This window comes from Acinetobacter sp. 802_lipA, assembly GCF_058242885.1.
In genome coordinates, this window is sequence record NZ_JBZAYP010000001.1 from 1,963,164 (window position 1) to 1,981,117 (window position 17,954).

The window sequence follows — 17,954 nt, forward strand, 5'->3', positions numbered from 1 at the left end:
ATAAAAAAAGCCAACGTGATGTTGGCTTTTTTATGAGGTGAATGAGGGGGCCTAGGTGAGCGCAATGCCCTCTAAGTCATCCAACCCGATCATATATTCATGCACTTGACCATATTCCGTTTCAGTTGGATTTGGATAGAACCAATTGACGATTTGTTCGGCAACACTGGCATGGGTGTGTAGCTCAAAATGGTTTAAGCCATAGAAAATGGCTTTATGTGAATCGGGGACTTTCAGTTGAAAGCGTGGATTCATATGCTCGCCTAATGCACTTTTCACACTGACCAAATAATCCCCAATCACATTGAGCGCACGATATTTGCGATGTTCAAACTCAATGGTACCTGCCACCAAGAAGGTATTGATATGGGAGGGTAAAGGGGCTGGCTTACGATTGTCATCAACATGACCAATACGCGCTTCATTATGTTCCCAGTCATCGTCTCGCACACTGCCATGACGTAAGTCTAAAATACCGTTGCTGCGAATGTTGACGATATGCCCAATAATTTTGACAAAAGGGAAACGTCCCAATTTGTCCTGCAAATGGAAGCCAAAACGTTCTAAAGCCGCACCATGATGAGGAGAACCAATACAGACCATGTTTTCCACCACATGAATCCAGCTTTGCATATTTTGTTTGCCGTAGAACAGCGCACTGCGCGAAACCAGTCCGCCCATACTGTGCCCAATCAGATCAATCGAGCTAATCCGTGGGTTACGGTTGAGTAAATCTTGTAGTGAGTTGGCAAAGCTACGCCCATTGGCTGAAATACGACGACCCGTGTTGTAATTGAGATATAGCATGGTATTTTGTGCACGTTGCGCCAGCAGTTTTTCCCCTATACCGCCATAACGGGCGGTGCTCCAGTACAAATGGTTCATACATAGACCATGGACCATAATCACCACGCGACCAGACAACTCGCCTTGCTGGATGGCACCGTAATGATCATAAAACACCATCGGTAGCGCCACAGGGTTGTGATATTTCAGTAAATAGTCGCCCAAAACACCATTCAGCGCCCCAACTAAATAATGCATGGTTGGGGTTAAGGGTTTGCGATGCAAATTTGGAAATTTTTCAATGATATGACGCAAACTTGGCGCCAATAAATAGCTACCGTAGTTTTGCAGAGTATTGAAGGAAAATTGGTAAATTTTTTCAATTGACCGTGTCGACAGAAACTTCTTGGAACTGGTTTCATTCATCCCAAATAAACTGATTAAAATTTCACGCTGAATGGCCTGAATTAAATCGTGGACGACATCGCCTAAGCGGTTTGTCACCAACTGAGCAATCCCTTCTAGCAGGTCGGCTTGGCTGGGAGGAGTACGATCCCATTTACAATAGGTCTCGTGCAGAGGCGTTAAACTTGGCATTTTTTCTACCCTTGTGTTTCTGTGTCCAAAGGGACTTTATTTTTTTCAACGATCACGGTATAAATTCTTAGCACTCTAGCTTATCTAATTCATCTCGAACAACTTTTACAATAGCGATGAATACACAGATGACCTTATTTTTTTGTCTGACAATTTTTATATCCATACAAAATAATACAGTCGGCTGATGCCATCTCTTTTGAGTTCAATAAAAATGATGTAGAAGAGTAAATGTACAGCATGAATATTATTTATTTACATGGCTTTCAAAGCAGTTCTTTATCGATTAAAGGTCAATTGCTGAAACGCTATTGCGAATCTCGTCCACAGTGGCATGTGCATTTGCCAGACTTGAACATGCCGCCACATTTGGCCTTAGAAAAATTGGCCGCCTTGATTCAGGAGTTGGATCAGGTGGTGCTGGTGGGCAGTAGTTTAGGTGGGTTTTATGCGACACAACTGGTCGCGAAGTTGGCAGTGCCGGCTGTGCTGATCAATCCAGCTATGCAACCATGGCATTTGTTCAGAGATCTATTTGGTGCGACTCAACTGCCCTATAGAGTCAATGAACATTGGACGCTCGATGATGCGCAATTGGACTATTTAGAGCAGATTGAGCTGCCATTTGTGCAAGATGCAGACAAAATTTTAGTGTTATTGCAACAAGGCGATGAAGTTTTGGATTATCGTGAAGCACAGCGCTATTATAATGGCGCAGCGCTCGTGATCTCGGAAACGCAAGGCAATCATGCGATGGAAGATTTCGCAGAAAAAATACCGATGGCATTACAGTTTTTATCGGACTGCTTAAAATAAGGAAACAGTACAACGTGTCTCAATATACGGCTCAATCGCTTGAAGTATTATCTGGTTTAGATCCGGTACGTCGTCGTCCCGGCATGTATACCGATACCACACGCCCAAACCATTTGGCGCAAGAGGTTATTGATAATGCAGTCGATGAGGCACTGGCCGGTCATGCCAACAAAATTACTGTCACCGTTTATAAAGATGGTTCGCTCTCAGTCGAAGACAATGGTCGTGGCATGCCTGTCGATATTCACCCTGAATACGGTCAAAGCGGGATCGAGATCATCTTAACCAAACTGCATGCTGGTGGTAAATTCAGTACCGACAACTACCAGTTCTCAGGTGGTTTGCATGGCGTAGGCATTTCCGTGGTAAATGCCTTATCTAGCCGAGTCGAAGTAGAAGTTCAGCGTCAAGGCAACCTCTACCAAATGGCGTTTGAGCAGGGTGAACCGACTGCGCCCTTGACGGTGTTAGAAGGCAAAGCTCCGAAGCGTGCCACAGGAACCACCGTTCACTTTTGGCCTGAAGCCAAATATTTTGATTCACCGAAATTCGCTCTGAAAGCGCTGAAGCACAACTTAAAAGCCAAAGCCGTTTTGGCGGCAGGTTTGCAAATCAATTACGTTGACCAAATCAATGACGAAAAAATCGTTTGGCAGTTTGAAAATGGCCTCGTCGATTATTTGATGGATGAAATTGAAGATCGTGAGATTCTGCCTCATCCAGCCTTTGTGGCAACAGGAGATGCTGAGCGTGCCAGTGCTGAATTTGCCATTTGTTGGAATGTCGATGGCGGCGAATTGGTTCAAGAAAGTTATGTGAACTTGATTCCAACGGCACAGGGCGGAACCCATGTAAATGGTCTACGCTCAGGTGTGACCGATGCGATGCGCGAGTTTTGTGAACTGCGTAATTTGCTGCCACGTAATATGAAGCTGTCGGCTGAAGATGTTTGGGATGGTGTGAACTATATTTTGTCGTTGAAGTTCCAAGAGCCACAGTTTTCAGGCCAAACCAAAGAGCGTTTATCCAGCCGTGAAGCGTCAGGCATTGTTCAAAACATTGCCAAAGATGCTTTTGCACTGTGGTTGAACCAAAACTCCGATATTGCCATGCAGTTGGCTGAAATGGCGATCTCAAAAGCGGGTCGTCGTCTGAAAGCTGCGAAAAAAGTTGAACGTAAGAAAATTGTGGCAGGGCCGACGTTACCCGGCAAACTGTCAGACTGTGTTGGACATACCTTAGAAGAGTCTGAACTGTTCATTGTGGAAGGGGATTCTGCGGGTGGTTCAGCCAAGCAGGCGCGTGATAAAAACTTTCAAGCGATCATGCCTATTCGTGGAAAAATCTTAAATACGTGGGAAGTCTCTTCTGATGAAGTCTTGGCTTCGCAAGAAGTGCATAACATTGCCATTGCGATCGGGGTCGATCCGGGGTCGGATGATTTATCCGAATTACGTTATGGCAAGATTTGTATTTTGGCCGATGCTGACTCGGATGGTCTACACATTGCGACGCTGTTGTGTGCTTTGTTTGTGAAACATTTTCCAATCTTGGTTGAAGAAGGACATCTGTATGTGGCGATGCCACCGCTGTATCGAATTGATGATGCAAAAGATGTGCACTATGCCTTGGACGATGATGAGCTTGAAAGCATGTTAAAAAAATGCAAAACCAAGAACCCGCAAATTACTCGATTTAAAGGTTTGGGTGAAATGAACGCAAGCCAACTGCGTGAAACCACGCTGGATCCAAACACACGCCGTTTGGTGCAGTTAGACTTGGATGACAGTCATTTTACCGCAGGTTTATTGGACAAATTACTGGCAAAAAAACGCTCCAGTGACCGTAAAGAATGGTTAGAGCAGAAAGGTAACTTGGCCGAGTTGGTGGTTTAATATATTGATAAGCCTGCGTAAAGTGGGCTTATCTATTATGATGACTAAAAACTAAATTGGCTTTAAGAGAATAAAAATGGAATATCAAGAAAAACATTTAGCGGAAAATATACGAAATGATATGGGCATGAATGAAGAAGAATTACAGGAAATGCGTGAAGCTGATGTGGATGATGAAACACTACATGCCTTAAGCTTAGCAGGGCGTGTCGAATGGAAAAAAAGAATTTTGTATTATGCCAATTTATTAAATTCTGAGATGAAAAAAATTTTAGACAATGAGTTAGCACTAGGTAATCGAATCAGTGATGCACATTGTGATTATCCTGAACAAGGCTCAATACACGTTACCCTTGCTGAAAAGTTTAAAGGAAATTATAAAGAACAAAATGTTAAATATACGAAAGGTAATGATCCACATTATTGGTTTGAAGATTACACATCACTAAATCAACCTAGGCATATGATTCTGCATTAAATGCATAAATTGTGTTATTTGAACACTTTTAATCTAAAAATAAAAAGCCCGTACATTGCGGGCTTTTTGTTGCGCAGATGGGCCATAAGATTGCGCTTAATCTGTGCACAATTTTTCAGTCAATCAATTGAATTAGGCGAAATGAATTGATTTGGAACAAATGATGTATACAAGTTTGTATGCAGAAAAGTAGCCATTTGGGCGAAAATCTACCTAAAATACAGTGCATTTAAAAATAAATAAATGATTGATAAATATTGAAATAATTAAAAATTTGATAATGATTTTCACATCGTAAAACCCTGCTTGGCATAGAAATTGAATTGGCACTCATAGCGCGAATAACAATCATGCATTGCAAAATGCACCCTAAGTTTCAAGTTTGGAGAAAATCAAGATGTTCCAACAAAAATTACTCACTAAAACATTCCTTGCAACTGCAATGATGGGGACTATTGCTTTGACAGGTTGTTCAAAACCTGCGGAGAAAGCGGAAACAGCAACGTCTGAGCCAACAGCGGCAGTGAGCAGTGGTGACACCATCAAAGTCGGAATTTTGCACTCGCTCTCAGGCACCATGGCAATTTCTGAAACCTCTCTCAAAGACACAGCATTGATGACCATCAATGAAATTAATGCCAACGGTGGGGTACTGGGCAAAAAGTTAGAACCTGTAGTGGTCGATCCAGCATCTGATTGGCCTTTATTTGCTGAAAAAGCACGTCAACTCATTACCCAAGATAAAGTCGCGGTGATTTTTGGTTCATGGACATCGGTATCGCGTAAGTCAGTGTTACCTGTGGTAGAAGAGTTGAATGGTTTATTGTTCTATCCCGTGCAGTATGAAGGGCAGGAGCAGTCGAAAAATATTTTCTATACAGGCGCCGCACCGAACCAACAGGCGATTCCTGCGGTGGAATATTTGATGAGCGAAGAGGGCGGTAAAGCAGAGCGCTTTGTGCTACTCGGTACGGACTATGTCTACCCACGCACCACCAATAAAATTTTACGTGCGTTCTTGAAGTCCAAAGGTGTGGCCGATGCGGACATCATGGAAGAGTACACCCCCTTCGGTCATAGTAACTATCAAACCATTGTCGGTAATGTGAAGAAATTTGCTGCGGGTAAGAAAACCGCAGTAATTTCAACCATCAATGGCGATTCTAACGTACCGTTCTATCGTGAGCTGGGTAACCAAGGCATTAAAGCTTCGGATATTCCAGTCATGGCCTTCTCTGTGGGTGAAGAAGAACTCCGTGGTATTGATACCAAACCATTGGTTGGACATTTGGCTGCATGGAACTATTTCATGTCGGTGAAAAATCCAACCAACACCGAATTTGTCAATAAAATGAAGCAGTATGCGGTGCAGTATAAGTTGCCGAATGCTGACAAAATCGTGACCAATGACCCGATGGAAGCCACTTATGTGGGCATCAATATGTGGAAGCAAGCGGTTGAAAAAGCAGGCAGTACCGATGTTGATAAAGTTCGTGTTGCGATGGCTGGTCAAGAATTCAAAGCACCTTCAGGCTATACCTTAAAAATGGATGCTGAAAATCATCATCTACAAAAACCAGTGATGATTGGTGAAATCCGTGGTGATGGTCAGTTTGATGTGGTCTATAAAACACCAACTGTGATTAAGGCGGAACCTTGGAGTCCGTACATTCCTAAATAATTTTCTTAAGCGTTGAGCCTACTGCGATCGCTGTGGGCTTTTCAGTAAGCACACCCCGATGCGGGATGTTTTAAACAAGCTTAAGGACGTCATATTATGAATCTTAAATTTTTTTGTGCTGCACTGCTGTGCGCAATGGCACAGCTCGTGAGTAGCAGTGTTTGGGCTGAAGAGGCTCAACTTTCTGCTCAGACCCAAAGCGTATCAGCATCGAATGATACGATTCAACGTTTTGTCAAGGCTGAGTTTGCTGAGCGCCGTGCCATGCTCAACCAATGGCCGGGGACGATTGAAGAATTTGATCGATTGGTGGCACTGATCGACAGTGATGAGCTGTATCGGGACAGCGCAGGCACGACGTATATTTTAAAAAATAATGAAAAATTATTGCGTTATCCCGATGAGCAAGTAATTAAAACTTGGCCGGGGGATTTGTCTCAGGTAACTTTGGTCAACACCTTACGTAAAGCCTTAAACTTTGGACAGGCACAGGCCAAATTAAAATCTGAAGAATCTGCCCAACGTTTAGCAGCCATTGATATTTTAGAAAATAATCTGTCTGAACTGAATGTTGCGCAGATTAATCAGCTCTATCTGCATGAACAAAATAATAAAGTTAAACAGCGCTTGGCACAGCTCAAAGCGCGCCTCGACTTTGAAAGTCCAGATGTTTTAGTCCAAATTCAGGCTGCTAAAGTCCTTACCGACTCCAATCGTCCCGAGGTGCTGGCACTGGTTGAGCAAGCTTTAACTCAATCAAACTTGAACCCCGAACTCAAAGCTGTGTTGGTGGATGCCAAAAGTCAGATTAAAACACGGATTCAGGCCAGTGAATGGGCTGGACATGTGTTTTCAGGTTTCAGTACAGCCAGTATTTTACTGCTAGCAGCGCTCGGTTTAGCCATCACTTATGGCCTGCTTGGTGTGATTAATATGGCGCATGGTGAGTTGATTATGATTGGGGCTTATACCACCTATGTGGTGCAAAGCCTGTTTAAGACCTACTTGGGTAGCTATGTCGATTGGTATTTGATTGCTGCCATTCCTGCGGCGTTTGTGGTAAGTGCACTGATTGGCATGTTGATTGAACGGACGGTAATTCGACCACTATATGGTCGTCAGCTTGAAACGTTGTTGGCGACTTTTGGCGTCAGTCTGATTTTGATGCAATTGGTCCGGATGATTTTTGGCGCGCAAAATGTCGAAGTCTCGAATATTTCATGGTTATCAGGCGGTATTGCGCTGAGTCCAAGTTTAATGCTGCCGTATAACCGGATTGCCATTATTGTGTTTACGGTTGCGGTGCTACTGCTGTTGGTTTACCTACTCAATAAAACCCGCTTTGGTCTGTTTGTACGTGCCGTAACACAAAACCGTCAAATGGCACGTGCTGTCGGTATTCGCTCTAGCCGTATCGATATGTTGGCCTTTGGGCTGGGTTCAGGCTTAGCTGGTCTAGCGGGCTGTGCCTTAGCACAAGTGGGCAATGTTGGGCCTGATTTGGGTCAGAACTATATTATCGATGCTTTCTTGGTTGTTGTGGTGGGTGGTGTTGGACAAGTTTGGGGAGCTGTGCTGGCGGCACTTGGTTTAGGGATCAGCGGTACAGTCCTTGAAATTGGGATGGGGGCTGTTCTTGCGAAAATTATTCTACTGGTTCTTGTGATTTTGTTTATTCAAAAACGTCCACAAGGTTTGTTTGCCATCAAAGGCCGTTTTGTGGAGTAAGCGCATGAAAATCACTTCTTTATTTTCCGATAAACCTTATAGTGCGCTCGCTATTGCGGTCTGCTTTGCGGTGATGCTGATCCTGCCTTGGTTACATTTACTACCAGTCGATTCAGCCTTTCATCTCTCTGCGTATTGGGTCACCTTGATTGGCAAAATCATGTGCTTGGCTCTGGTGGCTTTGGCGTTGGACTTGGTTTGGGGTTATGCAGGCATTTTAAGCCTAGGCCATGGCTTGTACTTTGCCCTTGGTGGTTATGCCTTCGGCATGTATCTGATGCGCCAGACGGCAGGTGACAGCCTGCCTGACTTTATGCGTTTTTTAAGCTGGACTGAACTGCCGTGGTATTGGGTGGGTAGCAATCATTTCTTATGGGCTTTGGCCTTGGTGGTGTTGGTTCCCGGTGTGGTGGCCTTCATCTTTGGTTTCTTTGCCTTTCGCTCCAAAATTAAAGGCGTGTATTTTTCGATTATTACGCAGGCGATGACATTTGCTGCGGCACTGTTATTTTTCCGCAATGAAACAGGCTTTGGCGGAAACAATGGGTTTACAGGCTTTAAGACTATTTTAGGCATGGACATCACTTCTGCACCCATGCGTGCCACCTTATGTTCCTTAACGGCTTTGGTGTTGATGCTGTGCTTCGTGGGGTTGCGTCATCTCATGAATAAACCCTACGGTCGTGTGCTGGGGGCAATTCGGGACAGTGAAAACCGCTTGCAGTATTTGGGCTATCGTACGCTGTGGTACAAGCTTTCTGCATGGGTGCTGTCCGCAGTGATTGCAGGTATTGCAGGAGCATTGTATGTGCCTCAGGCTGGCATTATTAACCCAAGTGAAATGAACCCCGTTAATTCGATTGAAATGGCGGTGTGGGTGGCTGCGGGTGGGCGTGGGACTTTGATTGGTCCAATTTTGGGTGCAGGGTTAATTAATGGCGTGAAAACCTATTTCACCGTGGCTTATCCAGAAGCATGGTTATTGATCTTGGGTGCTTTATTTATTGTGGTCACTATTTTCTTACCCAAAGGTGTGATTGGTCTATTTGACCGTTTTAAAAAGGAGCGTAGCGAATGAGTGAGCTAATTCAACCTCATGGTGGCCATGCTTCAGACGGCTATGGACGTCCCAAAGAACAAGGTGCCGACTTTAGCCATGGGATTGCACTGTACTTGGAAAAAGTCAGTGTTTGGTTTGATGCCTTTCGTGCCTTAAATGATCTGTCTCTATACATTCAAGAAGGGGAGCTACGCTGCATTATTGGGCCCAATGGGGCAGGTAAAACCACACTAATGGATGTGATTACGGGAAAAACCCGACCGACAGAAGGCTCGGCTTTTTTTGGGCAAAACTATGATTTGGCCAAGATGAGTACCGAGCAAATTGCGGAAGCAGGCATTGGGCGTAAATTTCAAAAACCAACGGTATTTGAAAACTTTACAGTGATGGAAAACTTACTGCTTGCTGCACCCAAAGATAAGCGGGTGAAGAAAAGCTTTTTTAGCAAACTAGATCCAGACGCACAGCTGGCTTTGGACGAGTCCTTAGCGCAAATTCGCCTAGAAGAATGGGTACACAAACCTGCGGGGCTGTTGTCACATGGACAAAAGCAATGGTTGGAAATCGGCATGTTGCTTATGCAACGCCCTAAGCTGATTCTACTTGATGAACCCGTGGCCGGTATGACCGATGCCGAAACGGAACGAACCGCTGAGCTATGTTTAGAGCTGAAGAAAAATCACACCTTGGTGGTGGTTGAACATGACATGAGCTTTATCGACACCATCAGTGAAAAAGTGACGGTACTGGCTCAAGGGGCGATCTTAGCCGAAGGTACATTGGCTGAGGTACAGGCCAATGAGGATGTGATTGAGAAATATTTAGGACGTTAAGGAGCCGACCATGTTAGAAGTCAAAGACGTCAATCAGTTTTACGGTGGCAGTCATATTTTAAGAGATGTTTCATTTCAGGCCCCTGTGGGAGAGTGCTCCGTGGTGCTGGGGCGGAATGGCGTTGGGAAAACCACCTTACTGAAATGTTTAATGGGGATTTTACCGATCAAGTCCGGACAGATTCTACTTGATGGTCAGGACATCTCGAAAATGAGTCCCGAGCAACGCGTGCGTGCAGGTTTGGCTTATGTGCCGCAAGGGCGTGATATTTTTTCAACCTTAACAGTTGAAGAAAATATCCTGATTGGTATGGCCAAGTTTAAGGGGGCGAAAACTCGAAAAGTGCCTGAGCATTTGTATGAAATTTTCCCAATTTTAGATGAAATGAAGCACCGCCGAGGCGGGGATTTATCAGGGGGGCAGCAGCAGCAACTGGCCATTGCGCGTGCTTTAGCATCAGAGCCTCGGGTGTTAATTTTGGATGAGCCTACAGAAGGCATTCAACCTTCTATTATCAAAGACATTGGCCGAGTGATTCGTAAACTGGCGGATGGCGGCGACATGGCAGTGGTTTTGGTCGAGCAGTTTTATGATTTTGCCGAAGAGCTGGCCGATGCATATACCGTCATGGCCCGTGGGCAAGTGATTGCGCAAGGTGCAGGCTGTGAAATGCCTGCAAAAGGTATTCGAGAATTGGTGGCGATTTAAGCTTTTTTATTCTCCCCTCTTCCAAATGGAGAGGGGGAAGCCTCCCTTTTAAAAGGGAGGTTTGGAGGGATTTATTGTTTTTAAATCTCGGTATTTTCATCCCATAGAAAATAAATACCATATTGCCCCGTTCTAAATTCGCCCCCAATAGACTTCCCTGAATCTGTAAGTAAGTGCTTTCCATTGTCTGTTAGGTTTAAATAGCCTTTATTGACTAACTTTTCTAGTAAATCTGGGGTTTTAATACCAACTTTAGCAGCAAGTTTTGCTGTAGTTAACTTAGTAAAGGTCGTAATTTCCTCTTCATTTTCTTTCATTTCTGAAACTGGAGAAGCCTCAGCTTTTACTTCATCTAGAGTAATACGTATTTCATCACTAATACGGATAATTCGTTGAGCTTCCTCATAAGCATCTTTGAAGACTTCGTTATCTTCATACTTACGAACTAAGATCCCCATTTCATTGTTATTGACTTGGCTGAACTCATAAAGGTTTAGACTTGAAATAATGCATTCACTTTCATTGACATAACATTTTGCATGCAAGTTTTTGCAGAAGCTAACGCGAACATAATCCAACTTTTGCATCCATTTAATTTCGTCTGGATGTAAATCACTTTTTCCATAAACAATACGAATATCAATTTTGAGACGATCTTTATCTTCTAGCAGTTCCTTAATTCGGTCATTTAAACGGAGATAAGGACTAATTAAAATGAGACGCTCTTTGGCATTTTTGATGAGTTCTTCAAGAAAAAAATTAGTACCGCTCGTATTTAAAAATTTTGCCATTGAACCCTCTGATTATTTTGAATAATTAAATGAGATATTAACGCATAAATACTTGGTTAGGCATGATCTAGACGTGTAATTTGAATTTTTTCATCAAGCTGAAAAATATCACAATGGTGTTCTGTCCTCATCCAGTCAAAACCGAAAACTCCTTTGGGGATTCGAATGTTTGAGTCTCAATATATACATCTGCGAGGAGGGGTAAGTTTTAGTCTGTGTTGGTCGGTCTTTGGGTTGGAAGTAAAGGTTGGTCATCTTTCAATTTGTATGAAAAATTACTCATACAAATTGATTGAGCTATCTGCTTTTAGACGCGTTAAGCTAATGCAAAGCAACAACAATAAGAGCAGCCATATGGACACATTATTATTAAGTATTCCGCCCAATGCTTTGGAAACGTTGATTTTAGAATCTATTTCTGTCGACGATGTGCTGAATTCGGAGCACATCGAGTCACATCTGCTTTTAGGTAAAAACTGGAAAATCTTACAGACCTTATTACAAGGCAGTTTTAAGTCCGGCACTTCTTTACTGGCCTTGAGTGTGCAAGCCGAGCATCACTTGGCAGAGCGCCAAAAACAACTTGCAGATGTACGTTATAACACCGCGGTGCGTGTGGTTGAAGTTCAAGAGGCTTTAGAAAAATTAGCTATCGATGACTTTAAAAAACATATGCAAACCACGTGTTTGAAACGCTTAGAACAGGAACATGGCATTCAGACTGAATCGATTGAATTGCAATTTGCCGAGTTGAGTTTAGTCTTTGCTCAGCTCAGAAACTTTTATGAACATGCGGCCAAGCATACCTATGCCGTAATTAGCGTAACCAGTGACAATTTAGTCCCGACCTCACTGATTTAGCAGCAGTTGCATCAACACCAGATCACGCCATTGCCCAAACTTCTGTCCGACTTGGGGCATATAGCCAGTTTGTACAAAGCCAAACTTTTCATGTAAAGCAATTGAAGCCAGATTGGCGTGGTCAATTCCTGCAACCATGACATGCATGTGCTGCATTTTTGCTTGTTCAATCAAATACGCTAAAAGCTGTTGACCTAAGCCCTGACGGGCATAGTTGGGTGAAATATAAATCGAGTGTTCAACGGTATAACGATAGCCTGAAAAATTACGGAAGGTGGCATAGTCTGCAAAGCCTGCAATGGCCTGCATTTCTTGGTCTTCCACCACGCAAAATGGAAATTGGTTTTGTTGAAAGTGTAGTAGTTGTTTTTGGAAATGTGCTAAATCATAGGCATGTTCATTCCAAGTGGCCATGCCATGTAAGACTTCTGCATTATAAATATTTTGGATCTCGGGCAGATCGTGTTCAGTAGCCAGACGAATGAGAAAAGACATGAAGGCAAGGTTGTATGCGTTGGGAGGGTTATCATGCTGCTTTTACATAAAAAAAAGCAAGACAGAAGTCTTGCTTTTGGATATTCACAAAAGTGAATTAGAAGTGGTATTTAATTAACGCACTTACGTCATTTTGGTCAACGCCTTTATAGCCGTATTTGTTATTCCAAACTGAGTGCTCGATACCTACGTAAAGGCGTGTATCTGGAGAAATGTGTTTACCTACATTCCATTTATACTGACTAGTCCAGTTTAACTCGCTTGCATGATTTGCATTTTCACCTGTTGACCAGTCAAGGAAGGCATCAACTAAAAAGTCTTCAGAACCAAGTTTGAACGGTACTGCATAGTTGATGGTCATTTGATAATCATCATCAGTCAGGTCGTTATCTGCTTTGTAGAAGTTGATGTTTGCATACTGTGTATATGGCACGTTTAAGGTAAAACCAATACCATAGAGGTAGTTATTGAAACCTTCACCGCCTTCCCATGTCGTTGCAACTAGCACATCTTTAACTGGGCCAAGCTCAAGTTTAGTTCCTGTCATTGCACTTAAGCTGAAACGTGGTGCAACTTCAAAGTAAGTTTCATTGCCATCAGCATCGTTGTTGGTACGGTCAGCGAAAGCGAAGAAATCGCCATATTTGAAGCCCGCTGCGTATTCTGCAGTAATGGTTGTTTGCTCAAGCTTTTCGTCTTCAGTTTTGAACGGTGATTTGTAGTTTTCACCATATAAACCAGTGAAGCTAAAGTCTTGCCAAATCGGCGCAGCTTGAGAGATTGCTGCAGCAGAAGATAATGCTACGAAAGCAGCAATTTGAGTCAGTTTCATGAATATTTCCCCAAAAAATCGGATACAGGATACCGATTATTAAGCAAAAATAAAGCCAAATTTGACGAATGTCATGGAAAATAGATATCAAAATGAGCCATTTTTTATACTTTTTTTACCAAATGGTTTAATGTTGCCTTTCAGGCATGACACTTAATTTGATATGGACCTTCATGGAAAAAATGTTAGGTGATTGAATAATAAATTTAGCAATATCGACATGATACAGCTCGGGAAAATCCTAGAATGGAACAGCGTTTGCACTTATTTGGGGATGTTTGCAAAGAGTGAATGATCGATGAGTGGAGTCATTCCTGCCGTAATTGAAGTTGTCATAATCATGAGATTTTTTTGTTCATTCTAGCCAATGAAGTCACGTGAATAGTTAGAAGATGGAATCAAATCCATCTGTTTTTAGCCATGCAAGTAAGGGCTTGTCACAATAAGTATCCTTTTCATATTTTTTTAAAAATATCACTTGCATAATTTTCAGTTAGGCCCGATATTCAAAGGAGAAGGACACAGATCTGCAGACTCAAAAGTGTTCATCATTCAATCGATGGAGGTTATATTCCAAAGCAATTGAAGATGGTCGAATACTGTTAAAACAGTAAGTTACAAGTGTGCCAAGACATAAAAATCTTCGTACAAAAAAAGAGTCGAATAAAGAAAGAGAGAGGATGTTATTTTATGAACATAGAAATCCGTACAGATAAAAACATTCAAAATAGTGACCGTTTAATTAGTTATATACGCGAAGAGCTGAATCAAGAATTTCAACGTCACAGTGAGCGCATTACCCACTTTTCAGTGCATCTAAGTGATGCCAATAGCCATAAAGGCGGAGATGACGACATTCAATGTATGATTGAAGCGCGTCCAGCAGGTTTAAAACCCGTGGTTGTAAATCATAAAGGTCATAATGTTGATACCGCGATTCATGGCGCGATCGATCGCCTTAAACGTAGTTTAGAACATACCTTTGAAAAAAATGATAAACCACGTGCTGGCCAACCTGTATATGCAGATCAGGATGATGGCCTAGTTGATGATGAGGAAGATTAAACCTCACCGAATTTAAAGAAGCCCCTCAATCAGGGGCTTTTTTAATGCTGGACACTCACTTTTATCCAACATTACGGATAACAAATGTCCCGTTTATTCGGCATAATAGAATAAACTGAATTGAAGAGCGTCATCTCCATGTTAACCGCGCAACAACAAGCTTTCGTGCAAGCACTTGAAGAATTAGATCTTCAACAAGTTCAACGTCTATTGACCGATGGGTTAAGTCTCAATTTTATCGATCCTGAAAAAGGACCTGTGATTTCTGTTTGGTCAGACGGCTTATTCAAATGGTGGGAAGCGATTTGCGAAGCGTATGAAGCAGGTGCACCACTGTCAGAACAAGAAAAACAACAGACTCTAGCGGTCCATTTAGACATTCTAGAACAACTGATTCATGGTAAAGCAAACTTGCATTTGTGGGATACAGAAGAAATTTATGGCCCACTTTGGGATGCTGCAAGTGCTGCATGTGCGCCAGCGGTCAAACGTTTGTTGGACGAAAAAGTCGATCCAAACACCAAAGATGAAGATGGCTTAACTATTTTATCTTCAATTAGCGATTTATTCTTTGATTGTGAATTTGACGAAATTAATTGGGCCGAAGCATTGGCTGAAGAAAAGCAAACTTTAGAGTTGCTTCGTCAGCATGGTGCAAAAATGACAAAAGAATTAGCTTAAACAGCGAGATCATCATGATGCAATTAAAACATTTAGGTTTATGTGTAGCCGCTGGGTTCAGTATGAATGCGATGGCTGCAGATTTTTCCTTTGACCGCCCAGGTTCGGGCATAAGGACAGGGATTACGCCTGTGGGGCAGTTGGCTTGGGAGCAGGGCTTGGCCAATGCGCACTATGCTGAATCGACCACGGCTGATGGTGAAAAAGTCAAAACCACCAGCTTAAATGCAGATATGTTATTGCGCACAGGTTTAGCTGAAAACATCGAATTGCAATTGGGTTGGGCTGGGCCCTCTTGGCAACAAATGAAAGTGGCAGGCCATAAGTCTGAAACAGATGGTTTGGGTGATGTCAGTGTGGGTGTGAAAGCGGCGATTCCTTTGGATGATGAACGCTTGACTATGGCGGTACTGGCTGAAGCGATTATTGCCACAGGTAATGATGGTTTCACCAATGAAGATGATATTTATAGCCTGTCATCTGTGGTGGCATACGATTATAGTGACCTCGTGTCGACATCCATCACCATGCGTTATGAAGTGCAAAATAGTGATTGGGCCATTTCTGCAATTCCGACTTTAGAATATCAATTTACCGATAAACTCAGTGGTTTTTCTGAATTGGTTTATCGTAAAGCAGAAAGTCAAGACAATGAATATGCGCTCGGTACAGGTGTCATGTATGCGGTGAATAATCGGATGCAGTTGGACGCAAGTGTTGGTGTCGACTTAAATGGTTCAGATAAAAGTTATTATTCAGGACTTGGCGTTTCATACTTATTTTAATTAGAAAAAAGAATATATTATGAAAAAGCATCTTCATCTGAAACAGGGGATGAGCGGCAAAACGTGGTATCTGGCACTGTCAGTATTGATCATCAATCTGTGTATCTGGACCAGTATCCTAAACGTTCATGCGGAAACTCCACTTCTTTCAGCTGAAGATGCTTTTCCATTTACAGTGGAATCCACGACTGAGCATACGGCTCAACTGCACTGGAATATCCCTGAACAGTATTATCTGTATCAGCACAAATTTGAAGTACAACAGGCAGGTCAGCCGCTCAAGCTTGAGCTACCTCCTGCGCATGATCTGTATGATGAAAACTATGGACACACCCAAGTTTATTATCAACAAGTGCAATTTGACTTAGACACGCAGGCTTCACAAACTTATAAGGTGACTTGGCAAGGTTGTGCCAAAGATCGCATTTGCTATCCGCCGCAAAGCATTGAGTTTAAAACTGATGTCAATGGCTTGGTCCGCCTACAAGACCAAGCGGGTGGATCAAAACGACTGTTAGATTTAGCCGCGCAGTCGAATCCGCAATTTGAGCCGATCAACCCCACAGTCACTGCTGAACCCGCCGCAACAGCTTCCGATGCGATGGCTGCGCAAGACCAAATTTGGTCTGAAGAGTTAGCCAAAAGCTCATTGGCTTATGGTTTATTACTGTTCTTTGGCCTTGGGATATTACTCGCGTTTACGCCGTGTTCATTACCGATGTTGCCGATTTTAACCTCTTTAATTATTCGCGATAGCAAAGGCCTGAAAGCATGGATGATTGCCTTGGTCTTTGTGTGCAGTATGGCCATGGTCTATGCCATTTTGGGCTTGGTGGCCTCATCTGCGGGTTTGAATTTCCAGCGTTGGTTACAACAGCCATCCACCCTGATTGCTTTTAGCATTCTTTTTATTTTATTCGCGCTCAATCTATTTGGTTTGTTTGAACTTAAACTGCCGCAAGCCGTGGTGAATAAACTTGATCATATCCAGTCTATGCAAAAGGGTGGAAGCCTGATCAGTGCTGCGATTATGGGCATGATCTCTGCACTGTTGGTTGGACCGTGTATGACTGCACCTTTGGCAGGCGCTTTACTATTTATTTCACAGACACAAAGTCAGTGGCAAGGGGCCATTTTGTTGTTCACCTTAGGGTTTGGTATGGGTACACCGCTGTTAGTGGCAAGCGTACTGGGTGCTAAGGTATTGCCTCGTGCTGGGCTGTGGATGAATCAGGTTCGGGTATTCTTTGCTTTCATCATGTTGGCTTTGGCGCTGTATTTTGTGCGTCCTTTGCTTTCTGAAACATGGATGCAAGCACTGAGTCTGCTGCTAGGCTTGAGCTTTATTATTTATGTGTTGTATCGTTTGATGTGGCATAAAACTCAGTTGCGTATGCTGTACATCGTGGCTCTAGTCATTGGCGGGACGTACATTGCCTATAGCCAATATCAGCAGAGTCAGCGTTTCTTTGAAGCGCCAGTGGCTGCATCTGCGCGTTGGCATGTGGCAGCGACGGCAACGGAGTTTAAGCAGCTCTTGGCACAAGCACCAAAAGGTCAAAAGATTATTGTCGATGTCTATGCGGATTGGTGTGTTGCTTGTCAGCCGATTGAACACCGTATATTAAAGTCTGCAAAGGTACAGCAAGCGCTTGCGCCATATTATTTGATTAAATTGGATTTGAGTCATTACGATGCAACCCATCAAGTACTTTTAAACCAGTGGGATATTTTAGGACCACCGACCTATTTATTCTTAGATGCCTCACAACAAGAAATTCGTGGTTTACGTTTAACGGGTGCATTTACTGAGGCTGAACTGCTAGCTCAATTACAACGTTTTTAACCTGAAGGAGAGCGG

Annotated in this window: 17 protein-coding genes; 13 read left to right on the forward strand and 4 right to left on the reverse strand. The window is 43.0% G+C overall.

Annotation, left to right across the window (positions count from 1 at the left end; translation table 11 throughout):
• Positions 1–51 precede the first annotated feature (51 nt).
• Positions 52–1,383 carry a PGAP1-like alpha/beta domain-containing protein gene (locus tag AC4CU3_RS09610; RefSeq protein ID WP_325086803.1) on the reverse strand — a complete coding sequence of 444 codons (1,332 nt, stop codon included), beginning with the start codon at positions 1,381–1,383 and terminating at the stop codon, positions 52–54.
• A gap of 240 nt (positions 1,384–1,623) precedes the next feature.
• Here AC4CU3_RS09610 and AC4CU3_RS09615 point away from each other — a divergent pair, with 240 nt between their 5' ends.
• The 8 genes from AC4CU3_RS09615 to urtE all read left to right on the forward strand — a co-directional run bounded on the left by AC4CU3_RS09615 (position 1,624) and on the right by urtE (position 10,583).
• The gene (locus tag AC4CU3_RS09615; protein WP_335998349.1) at positions 1,624–2,199 is read left to right on the forward strand and encodes a YqiA/YcfP family alpha/beta fold hydrolase; all 576 of its coding nucleotides are present in this window, start codon (positions 1,624–1,626) and stop codon (positions 2,197–2,199) included.
• 14 nt (positions 2,200–2,213) lie between these two features.
• Positions 2,214–4,094: a DNA topoisomerase IV subunit B gene (gene parE, locus AC4CU3_RS09620; protein ID WP_130235480.1), complete on the forward strand. Its 1,881-nt coding sequence runs from the start codon at positions 2,214–2,216 to the stop codon at positions 4,092–4,094.
• A 76-nt stretch (positions 4,095–4,170) separates the two neighbouring features.
• On the forward strand, positions 4,171–4,572 hold the full coding sequence (locus AC4CU3_RS09625) for a hypothetical protein (RefSeq protein WP_078388292.1): 402 nt from the start codon (positions 4,171–4,173) through the stop codon (positions 4,570–4,572).
• Between the two features lie 397 nt (positions 4,573–4,969).
• On the forward strand, positions 4,970–6,253 hold the full coding sequence (gene urtA / locus AC4CU3_RS09630) for an urea ABC transporter substrate-binding protein (RefSeq protein ID WP_094148416.1): 1,284 nt from the start codon (positions 4,970–4,972) through the stop codon (positions 6,251–6,253).
• A 96-nt stretch (positions 6,254–6,349) separates the two neighbouring features.
• A complete protein-coding gene (gene urtB / locus AC4CU3_RS09635) occupies positions 6,350–7,981 on the forward strand; it encodes an urea ABC transporter permease subunit UrtB (protein ID WP_335998345.1) in 1,632 nt (543 codons plus the stop codon).
• A 4-nt stretch (positions 7,982–7,985) separates the two neighbouring features.
• Positions 7,986–9,059: an urea ABC transporter permease subunit UrtC gene (gene urtC, locus AC4CU3_RS09640; protein WP_005401483.1), complete on the forward strand. Its 1,074-nt coding sequence runs from the start codon at positions 7,986–7,988 to the stop codon at positions 9,057–9,059.
• Positions 9,056–9,874 (forward strand): urea ABC transporter ATP-binding protein UrtD, encoded by an 819-nt coding sequence (gene urtD / locus AC4CU3_RS09645; RefSeq protein ID WP_087526658.1) that lies wholly within the window; start codon positions 9,056–9,058, stop codon positions 9,872–9,874. The genes urtC and urtD overlap by 4 nt, the downstream gene beginning before the upstream one ends.
• 10 nt (positions 9,875–9,884) lie before the next feature.
• Positions 9,885–10,583 carry an urea ABC transporter ATP-binding subunit UrtE gene (gene urtE / locus AC4CU3_RS09650; protein WP_004691766.1) on the forward strand — a complete coding sequence of 233 codons (699 nt, stop codon included), beginning with the start codon at positions 9,885–9,887 and terminating at the stop codon, positions 10,581–10,583.
• An 80-nt stretch (positions 10,584–10,663) separates the two neighbouring features.
• On the opposite strand, the gene AC4CU3_RS09655 is transcribed toward urtE, so the two are convergent.
• Positions 10,664–11,374, reverse strand: a complete 711-nt coding sequence (locus AC4CU3_RS09655; RefSeq protein WP_078425112.1) for a phospholipase D family protein — start codon at positions 11,372–11,374, stop codon at positions 10,664–10,666.
• 354 nt (positions 11,375–11,728) lie between these two features.
• Here AC4CU3_RS09655 and AC4CU3_RS09660 point away from each other — a divergent pair, with 354 nt between their 5' ends.
• Positions 11,729–12,235 carry a DUF1877 family protein gene (locus tag AC4CU3_RS09660; protein ID WP_279743723.1) on the forward strand — a complete coding sequence of 169 codons (507 nt, stop codon included), beginning with the start codon at positions 11,729–11,731 and terminating at the stop codon, positions 12,233–12,235.
• On the opposite strand, the gene AC4CU3_RS09665 is transcribed toward AC4CU3_RS09660, so the two are convergent.
• Together AC4CU3_RS09665 and AC4CU3_RS09670 are read right to left on the reverse strand one after the other, a co-directional pair.
• Positions 12,224–12,730: a GNAT family N-acetyltransferase gene (locus tag AC4CU3_RS09665; RefSeq protein WP_333654272.1), complete on the reverse strand. Its 507-nt coding sequence runs from the start codon at positions 12,728–12,730 to the stop codon at positions 12,224–12,226. The two genes, AC4CU3_RS09660 and AC4CU3_RS09665, sit on opposite strands and share 12 nt — an antisense overlap.
• A 97-nt stretch (positions 12,731–12,827) precedes the next feature.
• Complete coding sequence (locus AC4CU3_RS09670; RefSeq protein ID WP_335998339.1) at positions 12,828–13,562, reverse strand: outer membrane protein OmpK; 735 nt, start codon at positions 13,560–13,562, stop codon at positions 12,828–12,830.
• A gap of 690 nt (positions 13,563–14,252) precedes the next feature.
• Between AC4CU3_RS09670 and AC4CU3_RS09675 the strand changes: the two genes are divergently transcribed.
• From AC4CU3_RS09675 to dsbD, 4 genes are all read left to right on the forward strand, one after another.
• On the forward strand, positions 14,253–14,627 hold the full coding sequence (locus tag AC4CU3_RS09675) for an HPF/RaiA family ribosome-associated protein (protein WP_004691760.1): 375 nt from the start codon (positions 14,253–14,255) through the stop codon (positions 14,625–14,627).
• Between the two features lie 138 nt (positions 14,628–14,765).
• Positions 14,766–15,308, forward strand: coding sequence for a hypothetical protein (locus AC4CU3_RS09680; protein WP_004978318.1), 543 nt, complete (start codon positions 14,766–14,768; stop codon positions 15,306–15,308).
• Between the two features lie 14 nt (positions 15,309–15,322).
• A complete protein-coding gene (locus AC4CU3_RS09685; protein ID WP_490738169.1) occupies positions 15,323–16,093 on the forward strand; it encodes a transporter in 771 nt (256 codons plus the stop codon).
• A 19-nt stretch (positions 16,094–16,112) separates the two neighbouring features.
• Positions 16,113–17,939 carry a protein-disulfide reductase DsbD gene (gene dsbD / locus AC4CU3_RS09690; protein WP_335998334.1) on the forward strand — a complete coding sequence of 609 codons (1,827 nt, stop codon included), beginning with the start codon at positions 16,113–16,115 and terminating at the stop codon, positions 17,937–17,939.
• Positions 17,940–17,954: the final 15 nt, after the last annotated feature.